Genomic DNA, 15313 nt, shown 5'->3' on the forward strand with positions numbered 1-15313 from the left:
TTGACGTGACATTTTCTGCCTCAGCGGTGATCGTGCCGCTGAATGAAACGCAGGAGTGCGCGATGAGCTGGTATGATTTCGATTGGGTGGATGCGTTCAGCGATCAGGCCTTTGGTGGCAACGGCTGCGCAGTTGTGCATGAGGGTGCAGGGCTGTCGAACGCGGTTTGCATGGCATATGTGCGCGAGACTTCTCTGGTTGAATGCACTTTTACCGGGCCATCCGATATCGCTGATATCCGGGTCCGGTACTTCCTGGCCAGCCGGGAAATCCCATTTGCCGGGCACCCGACCATAGCAACCGTTGCAGCGATGCGATCACGGGGGTTGGTTCAGGGTGATGCTCTGACGCTTGAGACCGGAGCAGGGATTGTATCGATCAAACTGAATGGTGATGACATCGAAATGACGCAGGTTGCCCCGCAATTCGGCGATCATGTGCCCGCAGATCTGGTTGCCGCCGCCATCAGCCTGCCGGAAGAGGTGGTAATTTCTCCACCGCAGTTCGTTTCAACCGGTCTGCCCTTTTGCATTACGGTCCTGCGCGATCACGAGGCGCTGCGCACTGCCAAGCTGGATGTTGCTTTGCTCAGTCATATTACCGAAAAGGCCGGTTTCTCGGGGTCGGACATGGCTGAACCTTTTCTTGTAACACTGAAAGGCGCAACGACTACGGGCGACACATTCTCGCGCCTGATGATGGCGCCCCCCAGCCCGCCCGAGGACCCGTTCACCGGATCGGCCACCGGTGCGATGGCGGCCTATCTCTGGAAACACGGACTGATGGACAAAGAGACATTCACCGCCGAACAGGGCCATGACATGGGCCGCCCAGGTCAGGCGACCGTGACGCGCGTTGGACCTTCGGATGCGATGACGGGGATCAAAGTTGCCGGGCGCGGCCATGTCCTGATGCGCGGGCAGGTGGATTTGCCCGACTGAACCAGACCCGCACCTGCGAAAAAGGCCCTCAGAAATCTGAGGGCCTTTGATGTATTTTTTCGTCTTAAGTGATCAGGATGCTGCAATCAGCCCCATGCTTTCCAGTTTAAGCAGAACCTGATGTGCGCAGTTGTCAACCTCGACATTCTCGGTCTCGACGCGCAGCTCTGGGTCTTCAGGGGCGTCGTAAGGGTCGGAAATCCCCGTGAACTCTTTGATCTTGCCCTCACGTGCCAGTTTGTACAGACCCTTGCGGTCTCGGCGCTCGCATTCTTCAATGCTGGTCGCGACATGCACCTCGCAAAATGCACCGAATTGTTCGATCTCTTCACGCACAGCACGACGGGTAGTTGCGTAAGGCGCGATAGGAGCACAGATGGCAATACCGCCGTTCTTGGTTATCTCAGACGCGACATAACCGATGCGGCGGATGTTCAGATCGCGATGTTCCTTCGAAAAGCCCAGTTCCGAGGACAGGTTCTTACGCACGATATCCCCGTCCAGCAAGGTAACCGGACGATCCCCGGTCTCCATCAGCTTGACCATCAAGGCGTTGGCAATGGTGGATTTGCCCGAGCCTGAAAAACCGGTGAAAAATACGGTGAATCCCTGTTGCGAGCGCGGCGGGAAGCGGTTGCGCAGTTCCTGAACAACTTCGGGGAACGAAAACCAATCCGGAATCTCCAGCCCTTCGCGCAGACGGCGGCGCAGTTCAGTGCCCGAGATGTTGAGGATCGTGACGTTGTCCTTGTCCAGGATCTCGTCATTCGGCTCGTATTGCGCGCGTTCCTGCACATAGACCATATGTTTGAAATCGACCATCTCGACGCCGATCTCGTCCTGATATTTTCGGAACAAGTCTTGTGCATCATAGGGGCCGTAGAAATCCTCACCGGCAGAGTTTTTGCCTGGACCTGCGTGGTCACGACCGACGATGAAATGGGTGCAGCCGTGGTTTGCGCGGATCAACCCGTGCCAGACTGCCTCGCGCGGGCCAGCCATGCGCATCGCAAGGTTCAGCAGCGACATCGACGTAGTCGAGGCCGGATATTTATCCAACACGGCTTCGTAGCAACGCACGCGGGTGAAATGATCCACATCGCCCGGTTTGGTCATGCCAACCACGGGATGAATTAGCAAGTTGGCCTGTGCTTCTTTTGCAGCACGGAAGGTCAATTCCTGATGCGCACGGTGCAAAGGGTTACGGGTCTGGAACGCAACGATCCGGCGCCAGCCCACTTTGCGGAAATAGGCGCGTAGCTCGTTCGGCGTGTCGCGGCGGGCTTTGAAATCGTAATGCACGGGCTGCTGGATGCCAGTGACCGGGCCGCCCAGATAAACTTTGCCCGCTACATTGTGCAGGTAATTCACAGCCGGGTGCGCATCATCATCAGCGCCAAAGACCTTTTCCGCCTCACGCGCCTTGTCTGGTGTCCAGCGGTCGGTCACGGTCATGGTGCCGAGGATCACGCCTTCCTGATCGCGCAGGGCAATATCCTGGCCCAGCTCGATCGATGCGGCAAAATCCTCATCAACATCCAAGGTGATCGGCATTGGCCAAAGTGTTCCATCGGCGAGGCGCATGTTTTCGACCACGTTGTCATAGTCCGCTTCGCTCAGGAAACCTTTGAGCGGATTGAACCCGCCGTTCATAAGCAGTTCCAGATCGCAAATCTGCCGGGGCTTAAGATCCCAGCTGGTCAGATCAGCGGCTTCTATCTTGAGTTTCTGCGCAGACTCGTAGGAAACATACAGTTCGGAGATAGGGGCCAGATTGCTTAACATCGTCATCGGAAAACTCTTATCGCAGTTCTGTTGGCATTTGTTTCAAGGGTGTTTGCAGGGCATGTGCCTCGGCCTGAGGGTGAAGTCCATAGACTTGCAAAAACTAAGGATGAAATGCGTGGTTTTTTCTCGAAATGGAACGGTTTTCTGTTTTTTGTTTCAGGTTATTGAAAAAATCCCGCCGCTCAGGCTCATTAGGCGCATTCTCAGGCAATCTGTTCCAGTGGTGAGGTTTGCGACTCAAGGTCGGCTGCGTGCCTGACGGGCAGGGCGGGGACAGGTTCAGAGACACCGCGCAGGCTGAATTCCCGCAGATCGCGGGGATCACATTGTAATCCAGCCGCGTCCAAAACCTTGTCCGATACAAGGAGTTCGACCCCCAGTGCTTTGGTTTCAGCCTCCAAACGGCTGGCAACGTTTACAGCGTCTCCAATGATGGTGCGTGGCGCGTGTTTAGCCGCTCCGATTTCGCCCAGCACAAGATCACCAAGATGTAGACCCATACCAATGCGCACAGGTTGGCTGCCTTCTGCTTGGAGCTGCTGGTTGAAACGCTCCAATGCGTGTCCGATCCCGGCCGCTGCCCTCAGACCGGCACTTGCCGAACTTGCGGCGTTGGCTGTTTCGAACATCGCCAGCAACCCATCGCCCATGTATTTGTCGACAACCCCGCCTTGCGCCGTGATTGCTGGGACAATTGCGTCGAAGAAACGATTCAACAGAAACACGATATCATACGGCAATTGCCCGGTTGTGCGGGCGGTGAACCCGCGCATGTCCAGAAACAGAACCGCCAGTTGCCGTTCTTGCCCTTGGCTCGCATGCGCACGATCACGCGCGCCGTCGGGGCGGAAAACACGAAACACCGTGAGCGGATCGGACGGCCGCATCTGGCAGGCCAGGCGGGTTCCTTCTGGCGCGCTGATCGCTTTCAGACTGCGGGCCTCAACTTCGGTTGGCGGGTGCAACTGATCGGCACCATCTTCAACCACTACGCGACAGGTCGTGCAGCGCCCCTTGCCACCACACAGCGCGGTATGTGGGATGCCATTTGCGCGTGACATCTCCAAAAGGGTCATGCCTTTCTCCGACACAACTTCTGGACCGTTGACATAGCGCACCCGCACCGAATGCCGCCGCCGCCAAAGCTTGCGCCCGAGATAGACCAAGCCTGTTAGTGCAAGCGCGGCCCAGAAAACCCACTGCGTATAGTCTGTGACGGAAAACAAGGACTGAAACTCTTCTTGCGAAGGCCAGTTATAGTATTCGACATACTGTTCTCGCAGATCGGGGTCGGCAAAATCGGCCCAGATTCGCCGCCCCTCGGTCAGAAGGCCTGCGAAGGCGAAGCCCGGTACAAAGACGGCGAGACCGATCAGATATGGAACCATCGCGCGCCACCATGTGGTCAACCGTAACCACATGTGTAGCCCAATACATCCGTGGACCCACACCAGCAGAAGTAATAGGCTTTGGAACCAGATCGCGGTGCTGGGCCACATCAGAATGATGATGTAACCCATTTCATCATTCACCCCAAAAATCTCATGCGCGTATCGGGTCTGAACCAAATGTGAGATAAGCTGCAGCGGGATCAACAGTCCAAGAATAACCTGAAGCGCGACGCTGAAAGGCATTCTGAGCGTCCGGCGCTGCGCGAGTGAGATAAGCGCCAGTCCCATGTGCATCAGCAATGCGCCATATATCACGACGCTGCCGATCTCATTCCGGCTGACAGCTTTACGTCCGCCCTGCATCCCGTGCAGCAGATCAGTGTGAAACAAGCCAAGGCCGATATTGATGAAATGAAAGAACGCAAAGACAAACAGCACGAGGCCGCTTGCGATTCTGAGCCGGCTCATCCATCCGCCGCGCCAAAGAACGTTTTCCAAAAGCTCACCTGTTCTTCGCGTTACTATGGTTGATCCTGATACGGTGCCGGGTGCCGGTCAAGATAGGCGCGGTCACCTTTCGGGGAACCAGTCGCAGGGGGCGCTTGCGGTTTGTATCATCTGGTGTTCTGCGTTGAACAACACCAGATGGCTCAGTTCAGGACGCGAGCGCGAACTGTATAGCAGCCCATCCGCGCCGTATGTGCGGGCCTTGTCCGAAAATCGCCATGTTGGAGAGGGTATGCCGGTTGCCCGCATGTCTTGCCAGACGATCGAGGCAGAAGGTTGCCCCCGCAAATCCAATACTTGCGCCTTGGATATTTTCAAGCGATGGATCGTCCGTGGAGGGTCGCACTGCGAGACATAGCGCCGAATGGCGATCCCGGCCCCTTCAGCACTTAGCGACGCATAAAGCGCGAATTGGCCAGAATGATGAAACCGTCCTTCGGGGGCACGGGCCGATGAGAGCGGGTCACCCGATTGGGTGTGGAGCAGAATTCTCCAGACGAGGCCGGAGAATTCTGTGATCATCTTAGTCGTTCTCCGCCAAGAATCGTTCTGCATCCAGCGCGGCCATGCAGCCCATACCGGCGCTTGTCACAGCCTGACGGTATACGTGGTCGGTCAGGTCTCCGGCAGCGAAAACTCCCGGAACCGAAGTTTGCGTCGTGCCCGGCTTGGTCACGACGTAGCCACCCATGTGGGTTTCCAGCGTATCTTTGACCAGCTCATTTGCCGGAGCGTGGCCGATAGCGACAAATACGCCTTTGCACGGAATCTCCGTGATTTCGCCGGTCTTTACATTCTTGACCTTGACGCCTTCCACACCCAGTGGGGCATCGGTTCCGATCACCTCATCCAGTTCGTGAAACCAAAGCGGCTCGATCTTTTCGTTCTTGAACAGCCGATCCTGAAGGATCTTTTCAGCTCGCAACTCATCGCGGCGGTGGATCAGAGTGACTTTGCTTGCGAAGTTGGTCAGGAACAGCGCTTCTTCTACGGCAGTATTTCCGCCGCCGATCACAACGATTTCCTGACCGCGATAGAAGAAGCCGTCACAGGTGGCACAGGCTGATACGCCAAACCCTTTAAATTTCTCTTCCGAGGGAATGCCTAACCACTTGGCTCGTGCGCCCGTTGCCAGAATCACCGCGTCGGCGGTGTAGACGGTGCCACCGTCGCCTTTGGCTGTGAAGGGACGCTGGCTTAGATCGAGATCGCTGATGATATCGCCGATCACTTCGCATCCCATTGCCTTGGCGTGATCCTGCATCCGAACCATCAGGTCTGGCCCCTGAACCTCGGTGTCACCCGGCCAGTTTTCCACCTCAGTTGTGGTGGTCAGTTGTCCACCGGGTTCGATACCCTGCACCAGGATCGGTTCCAACATGGCCCGGCTTGCATAAACGCCCGCGGTGTATCCTGCAGGTCCCGACCCGATGATCAGAACCTTGGTGTGTCGTGTTTCGGCCATGGTATCCTCACTCAAACTGCCTCGGCGGACGTGTTGTCCGGTGCGGATCGATATAGCGACCGCAGGGCAGGGCTTAAAGCCCCTTCATATTGCAGGTCCGTGATGTGCCTAATGATTGGCTTTGCGGCCAATTATGTATCTGAAATAACGAAAATTGCGTGGCTGTGAAATATTATTGCGCCTCCCGGGGCTGCTGATATAACAACTGAAAAACTCAGGAGCATTCGATGGTCACGACCCGGTTGGATGAAATCGACCGCAAAATTCTTGCGGAACTGCAGGCCGATGGCCGTATGACCAATGTTGAGCTTGCCAAGCGCGTAGGAATATCCGCTCCTCCTTGCCTGCGACGGGTGCGGACGCTGGAAGATTCGGGGTACATTCGCGGCTATCATGCCGAGGTGAACGCCCGCGAGCTTGGGTTCGAAGTGCAGGTCTTTGCCATGGTCGGACTTGAAAGTCAGGCTGAATCCGAACTCAGCGCTTTTGAAGACCGGTGTCGGGAATGGCCCTTGGTTCGCGAATGCCACATGCTGAATGGCGAGGTTGATTTCATCCTGAAATGCGTCGCACCGGATCTCAGCAGTTTTCAGCAATTTCTGACAGGCGAGTTGCTGACCACGCCAAACGTGGCCAGCGTCAAGACTTCGCTTGTTATCCGAGGCGCAAAAGACGAGCCAGGCGTACCATTTGACGTACTGGAAGACCGGATGAACCGGACGGCCTGAACCTACCTCTTGTTTGATCCACAGGACAGGGTGGCAGCATCGCTGCCAGTGCAAGGGTTAAAACCCAACTCAGTAAAATCTGCATAATGCCCCACGCTTGCAGTAATAGTTAACCAGTTCACGCTGTCATAGCGTCAATTTCACCATCTCCGGCTCTTGGCAAGAGCAACGGCCCAAAATCATTCAATGATTCGATATGTGAGAATAGATTCAAATAGATCGAACGCAAAGAGTGACTGATCATTCGGACTGCGTTGATGCCCGGATGATAGGTCTCGAATTGCAGGCCATCGACCCGAATCACGGAATGTCGGGCCACACAGATATGAAACAGCTCGACCGGAGTCGGCGGCAGCGTTTCAATGATACCCATTCCATCCTGAAACTCACTGACGGGTGTCAGCATGGGCTGCCCGCCGTTCAAATGACGCATGTGCGTAGGCGTACCCAGCAGACGTGCGGCGGGGCCCGTGATGACGCCCGACATCGGTTTTTGCATCCCGAACGTGTCGGCCATGATCCGCGTCAGTGGCCGGGTTCGCCCGCGCGTATCCTCGCGTCCGGGAATCAGTGTGACAGACCCTTTCCAAAGCACGGTTTCCGATGATCCATCCTGAGTGAGGACGTCATCACCCGGCAGCAGATCTTCGATCGCCATCTGGCCTTGCGGCGTCTCGACCAACGATCCGCGTGTGAACGCGCAGAACGCATCTTCAAACATCGGCAAGGCTGGTGCGATATGGCGCGTCTGTGAAATATCCCCGTTTTTCAACAGACTGCACACTTCATAACGTCGAAGCTGTGCTTTTTGCTTTGTCGCGGGACGAGGCGCATCGCGCAATAGCGCTGACGTCTCGACCGCGTTTCTGGCAGCGCGGGCCAGAGAATTTGGAATAGTCATGGTATTCCGTCCCCTCTAAATTCCGTCCGACGGCTTGAACCCCCGTGCAATATCGCCGGACGACCTTGTTCTTTGTCTGTAATCAGATGGGTAAACACAGGCCGGTCGCCGCGAATGCACAGCGCCGCATCAGAAAACACCAGTGTTTTGGTCAAGTTCTTGACCCCCCAGACAAACTCGTAAACCGCAGGCTGCAATTGCCTGCACACACACGCTCCGAACCCTGGTCGCAGTCCTGATTGCGACCCCACACACCGGACCGGAGCTTCATCCGGTATGCGTTTGCCCTCCGAGACCGGCAGCTGGTCTCTTGGGGTTGCTGTGTCAGCGTCGCGCCGCCAGACGGCGTACAACTCTGACTGAGTGACTTGAAACCCGCTTCCAGGGCATTTCTGGTTCTTGATCCCTGACAGCCGCAAAAACGGCGCTGAGAAAGCGTGATTTCGATTTCATATCCATTGTCCTGCTTCGATAGGGCGGTCGCCCTGTTCCCGTTTATGAAGCCAATGTGACGCTGATTTGCGGCGCCTATAAGGCTGATCCGGGTTGAATTGAGGACAAATTGAAGGTTTCAGGTACCTCTTAGTTGCTTCCGCCCATGCCATGACGACCCCACTTGGGGTAACCGTCTGTGCATTGGCGAAAATTTGAGACGATTCTGACTCTGATAAACACAAGAAATGTGGCAGAAACTGGGCAAAGCTGCCTTAATCTGGGCCAGATTTACAACCTGATAGCGGAAATCAATCTGCCGTAGTCGGCCTCGTTGGCATGGGTCGATCTCCGGTATGAATAAAACCTGTCGGGGTCGGAATAGGTGCAGTGACGGACCCACTCGGCCTTGCCGATACCAGCTTCGCGCAGACGATGCAGGCCAAAGGCGGGCAGGTCGAAATGCATCCGGTCACCTTTGCCATTTGCAAAAAAACGCGCGTTCTCTGGCGTGTCAGCAAGGAAGTCGTCCAGAAACTCTGAGCCGACCTCGTAAGCGCGTTGTGAAATCGTGGGGCCGATTACGGCAACTGTGTTATCCCGGCTGGCTCCCAGCGCTTCCATCGCGTCGAGTGTTGATTCCAGCACACCGTCCAACGCGCCGCGCCAACCGGCATGTGCGGCCCCGATCACATTTGCGCCAGGATCGGCGAACAGCACTGGCTGACAATCAGCGGTTAAGATTGTAAGCGCCAAACCCGGCGTTGATGTGACAACCGCGTCAGCTTTGGGTTTGTCACCAGTCATCGGACCATCGACTGCAATCACGGTCGGCGAATGCACTTGATGCACACCGATCATCGCCTCAGGTGCCACTTCCATCGCGTCGGCGACGCGCCGACGGTTCAAAGCTACGGCCTCAGTCAAATCTGTCGACCCGGTTCCGCAGTTGAGTCCTTCGAAGATACCAGAAGATGCGCCACCGCGGCGGCTGAAGAACCCGTGTCGTACGGGGGACAGCATGTCTGAGGTAATGATTTCCAGTGTCATGGTTCCAGTCCCGGTGGCGGCGTGGCGTTTGGCGGATAAAGGCCCAGTACTTTGAACAGGTTTCCCATTTCGTCGGGATGCGTCAACCGTCGATGTGCAGTGACCAGCGTCTCAAGCTGTGACCCGCTGAGAGGGGTGGCAAGCGATTGCGCACGCGCGGTGATCCCGAGCCGTTCAAGAAACACCCCCTGCGGGGTCAGTTTTGTATATGCGCAGCCCGAAGCATGAGACGCCTTCGCCAAGAGCTCAAAGTCGACATGTGTGGTCAGATCCGCCTGACCGGGCTGATCCAGGGGATCGACACGTTCATGCGCTTGCAACGCCTGCAATGTGTTGCCAAGCGAGCGCCAGTCACCATAATCGATGATCAGCGCGGCTCCGCCGTTACGAGCGATCTGCCCGGCAACAGAGTACATAATGGAACTGGCAGCAGCGCACAGTTCTACCAGATCTCCGTCTTGCGTATCCTCGACACGTTCGCTGAGCGCAGCTTGTGCCGATTGCGCACCAAGACCGAACGCAAGCGATGCACCATTTTTGCCAACTAACCTCTCGCGCCAACTTTCGCCTTCGCGCAGGAACTGGCGGATGGGCAGGGCATCAAAGAACTCGTTTGCCACCAGAAACAGAGGAAGATCTTCAAAATCAGAAATTGCCTCGATCCACTGAGGTTCATACCCTTGCAGTGCCTTGGCTTGTACGTCGCGCAAAACAGGTGAAGCTTCGAGCAATGCGATCTTGGCTGCTTTGTGAAAGCCAGGCACACTCTGAGTGGCGCGCAGGATGTCTGCCATCAGGGTGCCACGACCAGGGCCAAGCTCGGCCAGAACAAACTTTTCGGGTTTGCCCTGTACCAGCCAGCATTGCGCCAGACACAGTCCTATAAGCTCTCCGAACATCTGACTGATTTCAGGCGCTGTAATGAAATCGCCTTGAGCGCCCAGCGGATCGCGGGTTGTGTAGTATCCATGTTCCGGATGCATCAGACACTCGGTCATGTAGTCAGCGATGGTCATAGGGCCATCATTCTGGATGCGCAGGAGCAGACGATCCTTCAGGTTCATGATCTGCGTCTTGCCCGAAATGCCAACCAAAGGCCAAGTGCAATCATTGGTAGCGACAAGAGTTGCCCCATCGTCAATCCATATCCGCCAACATGCCACGCCAGCCCTAGCGGATTCCCCGGCGATACAAATTGCGCATCGGGTTGACGGAAGAATTCGACAAAAAACCGCGATGCGCCGTAGCCAGCCAGAAATACGCCCATAACCAGACCTGGTTTTTGAAACGCGCCGCGCCGGTAGGCCAGCCATATCAGAATCGCCCCGAGGGCCAGACCCTCGAGTGCTGCCTCATACAGTTGCGAAGGGTGGCGGGCGCACATCCCCGCAACAACGCCGGGGCAATCCTGGGCCGCAGTTCCGGGAAAGATCACCGCCCATGGCAATTCGCTGGGTCGACCCCAAAGCTCGGCATTGGTGAAATTCGCCAATCGTCCCAGCAACAACCCGGGCGGCACTGTGTAGGCAACCAGATCACCCAGCGAAAGAATCGGTATAGCGTGGCGCCTGCCGAACAGATACGTGGCGATCACCACGCCCAACAGGCCGCCATGGAATGCCATGCCACCCTGCCAAACCATCAGAATTTCCAGTGGATACGCAAAATAATATGCGGGTTGATAGAAAAGGACGAACCCCAATCGACCACCAAGAATTACACCCAGTATGATCCAGGTGACCAAATCCTCAAGCTGATCGGGTTGCATCGGTGGTGTGTCATCAGCCCAAAGCACAGGCCGCCTAAGCGCCATCAGTGCCATGCGCCAAGCAATCAGGATGCCGACGATATAGGCCAGCGCGTACCACCTGAGCGCAAACTCCATCCCGAACAGAGAGATCGAGAAAATTTCGCGTGACAGATCGGGGAAATTCAAAACAGCCTGCATGTGCGTCTCATTGCCCGGGGTTTGCGTGGCAAGTCAACCTTGAGCCCGGGCCAATCTTTACCCATATAGAGAGCAATCGCGAAATCGGAGAAAGCCCATGCAAACCCGTAACAAGATTCTGGACGATATGTCTCAATTGATGACCAATGCCATGGGTGTGGCGCAGGGGGCACGAGAAGAGGCCGAGAATGCGATGAAATCCATGATGGACCGCTGGCTGGCCGACCGGGATTTCGTAACCCGTGAAGAATTTGATGCTGTGCGTGCCATGGCGCAGAAAGCGCGCGAAGAGAACGGTGCACTTGAACAGCGAATTGCCGCGCTCGAGGCGAAGCTGGACAAGTAACGTCCGCAGGAATTTAAGATTTTGGGTAAAAGCATCCGCCGCGCAATCCGAACTTGGATTGTGCGGTGTTGTGCATTTTGCCGCTCTGCAGAAATTTATCAAGACAAAGCTGCATCCAACGCCAATATTTTGATCGGCGTTGCCAACTGTCCACAACTTATTGCTGTTATCCCCAATAAATAGGGTTGCCAGAGCTGTGCTCACATCGCACCATATTTAGTACAGGCAGACTGGGGAAGCCCGGCTTGTAGAGCAGGCAACTAGCGCTGGGGCGCTGCCAGCCCCAAAATGCTAGAGATTAGTGAGGTGGCATTATGGCCCTTTCCGAGCAGTATCTCGAAGAAGACCTTCATCCGATCGACATTGTTGAACATCTTGCAGAACATCACGACTGGGATTTTGACCGGATCGGGGATGATCAGATTGCCATGGCTGTCGAAGGACAGTGGCGCACATATTCGATAACTTTGGCCTGGTCGAATTACGATGAAACGCTCCGCATGGTGTGTTCCTTTGAGATGGAGCCTCCGGCCGAGCGCGAAACCGAGCTTTATGAGCTACTGAACAAGATGAATGATCAGTGTTGGGCCGGGGCGTTTACCTACTGGGCCAACCAGAAATTGATGGTCTATCGCTATGGCTTGGTGCTGGCCGGTGGTCAGACGGCCAGCCCAGAACAGATCGATACCATGATCACCGCAGCGGTACTGAGCGCCGAGCGCTATTACCCCGCGATCCAACTGGTGACCTGGGGAAACCGAGACCCCGAAGAGGCGATGCAAGTCGCCATTGCAGAGGCCTACGGCCGCGCGTAAAGCTTTGCCCCGAACCATAGGGGAGGGGCAATCATGGATATCTCGCGAGTTGCGGAACAGGGGCTTGTGCTTCTGGGATGCGGCAAGATGGGCTCGGCGATGCTTGCAGGCTGGTTGGAACATGGCCTTCCTGCCGCATCGGTCTGGGTGATCGATCCATTTCCCTCGGATTGGCTGAAGGCGCAGGGCGTCAACATCAACACTCCTCTCCCCGAGGCACCCGCAGTTGTACTCGTAGCGGTCAAACCACAGATGATGGGCGAAGCCCTGCCAGCCATTCAAGCGCTGGGCAATGGTGACAGTCTTTTCATATCGGTCGCAGCGGGTACCTCACTGGCCACCTTCGAAAACGTCCTCGGCGCGAACACACCGATCATCCGTGCGATGCCAAATACGCCTGCGGCGGTTCGGCAGGGGATCACGGCGCTGATTGGGAATGCCAACACCTCGGACGCGGATATCCTACTGGCTGAAGACCTGCTTTCGGCCATTGGTGAGACGGTTCGATTGGATGATGAGACGCAGATGGATGCCGTCACCGGGGTCAGCGGTTCGGGCCCGGCCTATGTATTCCACCTAATCGAAACACTGGCGCAAGCTGGCGAAGCGCACGGCTTACCGCCGGAACTGGCGATGAAGCTAGCCAAATCAACCGTCGCTGGGGCAGGGGCGTTGGCGATGGCCGCTGACGAGCATCCGTCTCAATTGCGGGTCAACGTCACCTCTCCCAACGGCACCACTCAGGCCGCACTGGAGGTGTTGATGCATGAAGAAGAGGGTTTCCCAGACCTGCTACATCGTGCCGTCAAAGCTGCAACCGACCGATCTAAGGAGTTGTCTCGTGAGTGAGATTTCATTCGACGAATTTCTCAAAGTCGACATTCGTGTAGGTGAGGTGATACGCGCCGAGCCGTACCCGGAGGCCCGCAAGCCCGCGATCAAGCTGTGGGTCGATTTTGGCGGTGAGATCGGTGAGCGCAAAACTTCAGCCCAGATCACCGCGCACTACGATCCGGCGACGCTGGTGGGCAAGCAGGTGATGGCCGTGGTCAACTTTCCCCCGCGCCAAATCGGTAAATTCATGTCCGAGGTTTTGGTGTTGGGTCTTCCCGACGAAAACGGTGAGATCGTGTTGATAGGCCCCGATGGCGCTGTGCCCATCGGTGGAAGGATGCATTGATGAAACTGCTGATTGCCCGACCGATGACCGCGGCTGTCCAAGCGCGCGCCCGTGCCGAATTCGATGTGGAAATCCGCAGTGAAACCACGCCTCTGGCGCATGAAGAAATGTTGCGGGCGCTGACTGAGTTTGACGTCGTGGTCCCGACGTTGGGCGATCAGTTCGTGGCAGAGATCTTTGCTCAGGTGCCAGAGCCTCGCTGTAAACTGCTGGCAAATTTCGGAGTTGGTTACAATCATATCGACGTGGACGCCGCACATGCTGCCGGAGTCGCGGTTACCAACACGCCGGGTGCCGTCACCGATGCCACCGCCGATATTGCCATGACACTTTTGCTCACGACGGCCCGCCGTTCAGGTGAGGGGGAAAGGTTGGTCAGGTCAGGCCAGTGGCAGGGGTGGCATCCTACACAAATGCTGGGCCAACATGTGACCGGCAAAAAGGTGGGCATCATCGGAATGGGCCGCATAGGTCAGGCCATTGCCCGGAGGTGTCATTTCGGATTCGACATGACCGTTGCCTATCAATCGCGCAGTCCAAAACAGCTGGAATTCCAAGCAGAGTACATCCCTGAACTCAATGCATTGGCTGCGGCAGTGGATTTTCTTGTCATAGCCGTCCCCGGAGGAGCTGAAACACGACACTTGGTCAACGCGCAGATTTTGGCCTCGATGAAGCCCTCGGGCATTGTGATAAACATTGCGCGCGGTGAAGTTGTGGACGAAGCCGCCTTAATCCAAGCGCTTCATGCGGGTCAGATTGCTGGCGCTGGGCTGGATGTCTACGAGTTCGAGCCCAAGGTGCCGCAGGCCTTGTGTGACATGGAAAATGTGACTCTGCTGCCCCACCTCGGCACCGCGATCGAAGAGGTGCGCACCGATATGGGTCACATGGCGTTGGACAATGTCGCGGCGTTCGTGGCCGGGCGAACGTTACCCAACCCGGTTTAGGAACCCACCGCCTCGCGCCAGTGTTTGCGGCAGAGCGAGACATAAGTCTCGTTCCCGCCAATCTGGACCTGCGCACCTTCAGTGATGGCGTTTCCGTTTTCATCCTGACGAATCACCATCGTCGCCTTGCGCCCGCATTCGCAGATGGTGCGTACTTCGCGCATCTCATCGGCCAGAGCCAACAATGCTGCCGACCCGGGGAACAGTTTACCCTGAAAATCCACCCGCAACCCGTAGGTCAACACTGGGACCTTCAGATCATCTACGGCGCGCGCAAGTTGCCAGACCTGCTCTTCCGAAAGAAACTGGGCTTCATCAATGAATACGCAGGCGATGCCCCCTTGTGTCAGGCGGTTTTCGATCATGGCAAACACATTGTCGTCGGGACGAAACATGTCCGCTCGTTCCGAGATTCCGATTCTTGATGCGATCCGCCCCTCACCGGCGCGTCCGTCAATGGCGGCTGTCATCAGGTAGGTATCCATGCCGCGTTCGCGATAGTTATGCGAGGCCTGCAGCAACACGGTCGATTTGCCCGCGTTCATAGTCGAATAGTTGAAATAGAGCTTTGCCATGCCGTGGGTCTAATTCGCATGTGATGCCTGGGCAAGCCGTCTCATGGGGGTAAATCGACGCCACCATCGCTACAGCTGAGGTTGAGCAAATGCTCTTGGGGATGGATTACCTCGCCTTCGCGACAGTGGCGTCGTCGGCCTACAAGTGGCCTATACAATGCAAGGCTAAAATCCTGCCCCGCATACACTCTTTACCGGCTCGAACGGCCGCCACTCACTCACAAAATCCCTGCATATCTGAGGGATAGTCAATTATTGCCATTTCAATTATGAATCGAATATGGGAAATTTCCCTA

At 56.2% G+C, this 15313-nt stretch carries 16 protein-coding genes; 7 read left to right on the top strand and 9 right to left on the bottom strand.

Features of this window, described 5'->3' with window-relative positions:
* The first annotated feature begins 62 nt into the window (after window positions 1–62).
* A complete protein-coding gene (locus ACR0DE_RS06680; protein WP_480752367.1) occupies window positions 63–941 on the top strand; it encodes a PhzF family phenazine biosynthesis protein in 879 nt (292 codons plus the stop codon).
* A 72-nt stretch (window positions 942–1013) separates the two neighbouring features.
* Here the strand turns inward: ACR0DE_RS06680 and ACR0DE_RS06685 are convergent, their stop codons facing one another.
* The 4 genes from ACR0DE_RS06685 to trxB form a co-directional block, all read right to left on the bottom strand.
* Window positions 1014–2732: a bifunctional sulfate adenylyltransferase/adenylylsulfate kinase gene (locus ACR0DE_RS06685; RefSeq protein WP_170801983.1), complete on the bottom strand. Its 1719-nt coding sequence runs from the start codon at window positions 2730–2732 to the stop codon at window positions 1014–1016.
* Between the two features lie 200 nt (window positions 2733–2932).
* The gene (locus ACR0DE_RS06690; protein ID WP_480439142.1) at window positions 2933–4588 is read right to left on the bottom strand and encodes an adenylate/guanylate cyclase domain-containing protein; all 1656 of its coding nucleotides are present in this window, start codon (window positions 4586–4588) and stop codon (window positions 2933–2935) included.
* A gap of 102 nt (window positions 4589–4690) precedes the next feature.
* Window positions 4691–5149, bottom strand: coding sequence for an RES family NAD+ phosphorylase (locus tag ACR0DE_RS06695; RefSeq protein WP_480752368.1), 459 nt, complete (start codon window positions 5147–5149; stop codon window positions 4691–4693).
* A 1-nt stretch (window position 5150) separates the two neighbouring features.
* Window positions 5151–6092 carry a thioredoxin-disulfide reductase gene (gene trxB / locus ACR0DE_RS06700; protein ID WP_170564108.1) on the bottom strand — a complete coding sequence of 314 codons (942 nt, stop codon included), beginning with the start codon at window positions 6090–6092 and terminating at the stop codon, window positions 5151–5153.
* Between the two features lie 227 nt (window positions 6093–6319).
* On the opposite strand from trxB, the gene ACR0DE_RS06705 reads away from it, so the two are divergent.
* Complete coding sequence (locus ACR0DE_RS06705) at window positions 6320–6820, top strand: Lrp/AsnC family transcriptional regulator (RefSeq protein WP_170392385.1); 501 nt, start codon at window positions 6320–6322, stop codon at window positions 6818–6820.
* Between the two features lie 118 nt (window positions 6821–6938).
* Here ACR0DE_RS06705 and ACR0DE_RS06710 read toward each other — a convergent pair whose 3' ends face one another.
* From ACR0DE_RS06710 to lgt, 4 genes are all read right to left on the bottom strand, one after another.
* On the bottom strand, window positions 6939–7721 hold the full coding sequence (locus tag ACR0DE_RS06710) for a Hint domain-containing protein (RefSeq protein WP_170392383.1): 783 nt from the start codon (window positions 7719–7721) through the stop codon (window positions 6939–6941).
* Window positions 7722–8444: 723 nt separating this feature from the next.
* Window positions 8445–9203 carry a peptidoglycan editing factor PgeF gene (pgeF, locus tag ACR0DE_RS06715; protein ID WP_170636063.1) on the bottom strand — a complete coding sequence of 253 codons (759 nt, stop codon included), beginning with the start codon at window positions 9201–9203 and terminating at the stop codon, window positions 8445–8447.
* Window positions 9200–10267, bottom strand: a complete 1068-nt coding sequence (locus ACR0DE_RS06720; protein WP_480752369.1) for a class I SAM-dependent methyltransferase — start codon at window positions 10265–10267, stop codon at window positions 9200–9202. The genes pgeF and ACR0DE_RS06720 overlap by 4 nt, the downstream gene beginning before the upstream one ends.
* Window positions 10264–11151 (bottom strand): prolipoprotein diacylglyceryl transferase, encoded by an 888-nt coding sequence (gene lgt, locus ACR0DE_RS06725; RefSeq protein ID WP_480752370.1) that lies wholly within the window; start codon window positions 11149–11151, stop codon window positions 10264–10266. Before lgt ends, ACR0DE_RS06720 begins: the two co-directional genes overlap by 4 nt.
* Window positions 11152–11248: 97 nt before the next feature.
* On the opposite strand from lgt, the gene ACR0DE_RS06730 reads away from it, so the two are divergent.
* From ACR0DE_RS06730 to ACR0DE_RS06750, 5 genes are all read left to right on the top strand, one after another.
* On the top strand, window positions 11249–11497 hold the full coding sequence (locus ACR0DE_RS06730; protein ID WP_170512483.1) for an accessory factor UbiK family protein: 249 nt from the start codon (window positions 11249–11251) through the stop codon (window positions 11495–11497).
* A 314-nt stretch (window positions 11498–11811) separates the two neighbouring features.
* Complete coding sequence (locus tag ACR0DE_RS06735) at window positions 11812–12312, top strand: type III secretion system chaperone family protein (protein WP_010441802.1); 501 nt, start codon at window positions 11812–11814, stop codon at window positions 12310–12312.
* Between the two features lie 33 nt (window positions 12313–12345).
* Entirely contained in the window at window positions 12346–13161 is an 816-nt protein-coding gene (gene proC / locus ACR0DE_RS06740) for a pyrroline-5-carboxylate reductase (protein ID WP_480752371.1), read from the top strand.
* On the top strand, window positions 13154–13492 hold the full coding sequence (locus tag ACR0DE_RS06745; RefSeq protein ID WP_170661813.1) for a tRNA-binding protein: 339 nt from the start codon (window positions 13154–13156) through the stop codon (window positions 13490–13492). The genes proC and ACR0DE_RS06745 overlap by 8 nt, the downstream gene beginning before the upstream one ends.
* On the top strand, window positions 13492–14442 hold the full coding sequence (locus ACR0DE_RS06750; protein ID WP_480752372.1) for a 2-hydroxyacid dehydrogenase: 951 nt from the start codon (window positions 13492–13494) through the stop codon (window positions 14440–14442). Before ACR0DE_RS06745 ends, ACR0DE_RS06750 begins: the two co-directional genes overlap by 1 nt.
* Here the strand turns inward: ACR0DE_RS06750 and ACR0DE_RS06755 are convergent.
* A complete protein-coding gene (locus ACR0DE_RS06755; RefSeq protein ID WP_170401790.1) occupies window positions 14439–15017 on the bottom strand; it encodes a thymidine kinase in 579 nt (192 codons plus the stop codon). The genes ACR0DE_RS06750 and ACR0DE_RS06755 overlap by 4 nt on opposite strands.
* Window positions 15018–15313 lie beyond the last annotated feature (296 nt).

This window comes from Ruegeria sp. C10 (genome assembly GCF_056537805.1).

Bases quoted from the DNA above. Each gene is read 5' to 3' on its own strand.
- ACR0DE_RS06680 (WP_480752367.1), top strand. From the start codon at position 63: ATGAGCTGGTATGATTTCGATTGGGTGGATGCGTTCAGCGATCAGGCC.
- ACR0DE_RS06685 (WP_170801983.1), bottom strand. From the start codon at position 2,732: ATGACGATGTTAAGCAATCTGGCCCCTATCTCCGAACTGTATGTTTCC.
- ACR0DE_RS06690 (WP_480439142.1), bottom strand. From the start codon at position 4,588: ATGAGCCGGCTCAGAATCGCAAGCGGCCTCGTGCTGTTTGTCTTTGCG.
- ACR0DE_RS06695 (WP_480752368.1), bottom strand. From the start codon at position 5,149: ATGATCACAGAATTCTCCGGCCTCGTCTGGAGAATTCTGCTCCACACC.
- trxB (WP_170564108.1), bottom strand. From the start codon at position 6,092: ATGGCCGAAACACGACACACCAAGGTTCTGATCATCGGGTCGGGACCT.
- ACR0DE_RS06705 (WP_170392385.1), top strand. From the start codon at position 6,320: ATGGTCACGACCCGGTTGGATGAAATCGACCGCAAAATTCTTGCGGAA.
- ACR0DE_RS06710 (WP_170392383.1), bottom strand. From the start codon at position 7,721: ATGACTATTCCAAATTCTCTGGCCCGCGCTGCCAGAAACGCGGTCGAG.
- pgeF (WP_170636063.1), bottom strand. From the start codon at position 9,203: ATGACACTGGAAATCATTACCTCAGACATGCTGTCCCCCGTACGACAC.
- ACR0DE_RS06720 (WP_480752369.1), bottom strand. From the start codon at position 10,267: ATGAACCTGAAGGATCGTCTGCTCCTGCGCATCCAGAATGATGGCCCT.
- lgt (WP_480752370.1), bottom strand. From the start codon at position 11,151: ATGCAGGCTGTTTTGAATTTCCCCGATCTGTCACGCGAAATTTTCTCG.
- ACR0DE_RS06730 (WP_170512483.1), top strand. From the start codon at position 11,249: ATGCAAACCCGTAACAAGATTCTGGACGATATGTCTCAATTGATGACC.
- ACR0DE_RS06735 (WP_010441802.1), top strand. From the start codon at position 11,812: ATGGCCCTTTCCGAGCAGTATCTCGAAGAAGACCTTCATCCGATCGAC.
- proC (WP_480752371.1), top strand. From the start codon at position 12,346: ATGGATATCTCGCGAGTTGCGGAACAGGGGCTTGTGCTTCTGGGATGC.
- ACR0DE_RS06750 (WP_480752372.1), top strand. From the start codon at position 13,492: ATGAAACTGCTGATTGCCCGACCGATGACCGCGGCTGTCCAAGCGCGC.
- ACR0DE_RS06755 (WP_170401790.1), bottom strand. From the start codon at position 15,017: ATGGCAAAGCTCTATTTCAACTATTCGACTATGAACGCGGGCAAATCG.